The sequence below is a fragment of the Candidatus Hydrogenedentota bacterium genome (assembly GCA_016791475.1).
In the GTDB taxonomy this organism is placed as follows: domain Bacteria; phylum Hydrogenedentota; class Hydrogenedentia; order Hydrogenedentales; family JAEUWI01; genus JAEUWI01.
The window spans coordinates 290-537 of sequence record JAEUWI010000418.1; the positions used below are offsets into that span (position 1 = coordinate 290).

1 protein-coding gene is annotated in these 248 nt (G+C 65.3%); it reads left to right on the forward strand.

What is annotated here, in order from left to right; translation table 11 throughout:
* Positions 1-248: protein kinase (locus JNK74_30020; protein MBL7650407.1), on the forward strand; the 248-nt coding region annotated here is incomplete at both ends.

Here is a 248-nt window from a genome sequence, read left to right on the forward strand (position 1 = left end):
CGGTCCCAACCTCCGTCAAGTGCTGGAGGAAGGTGCCATCGAATCCGGCCGTGCGCTCCCGATCGTGATGCAGATGTGCACCGCACTCGAGTACGCGCACCACGAGGGCGTCGTTCACCGGGACATCAAGCCGGAGAACGTGCTCCTCACGCGGAGTGGTCGCGTCAAGATCGCTGACTTCGGCCTCGCGAAGCTGCTCGCCCGACGCGAAGGCAACCCGTCGCTGACACGCAGCTTGCAGGCCATGG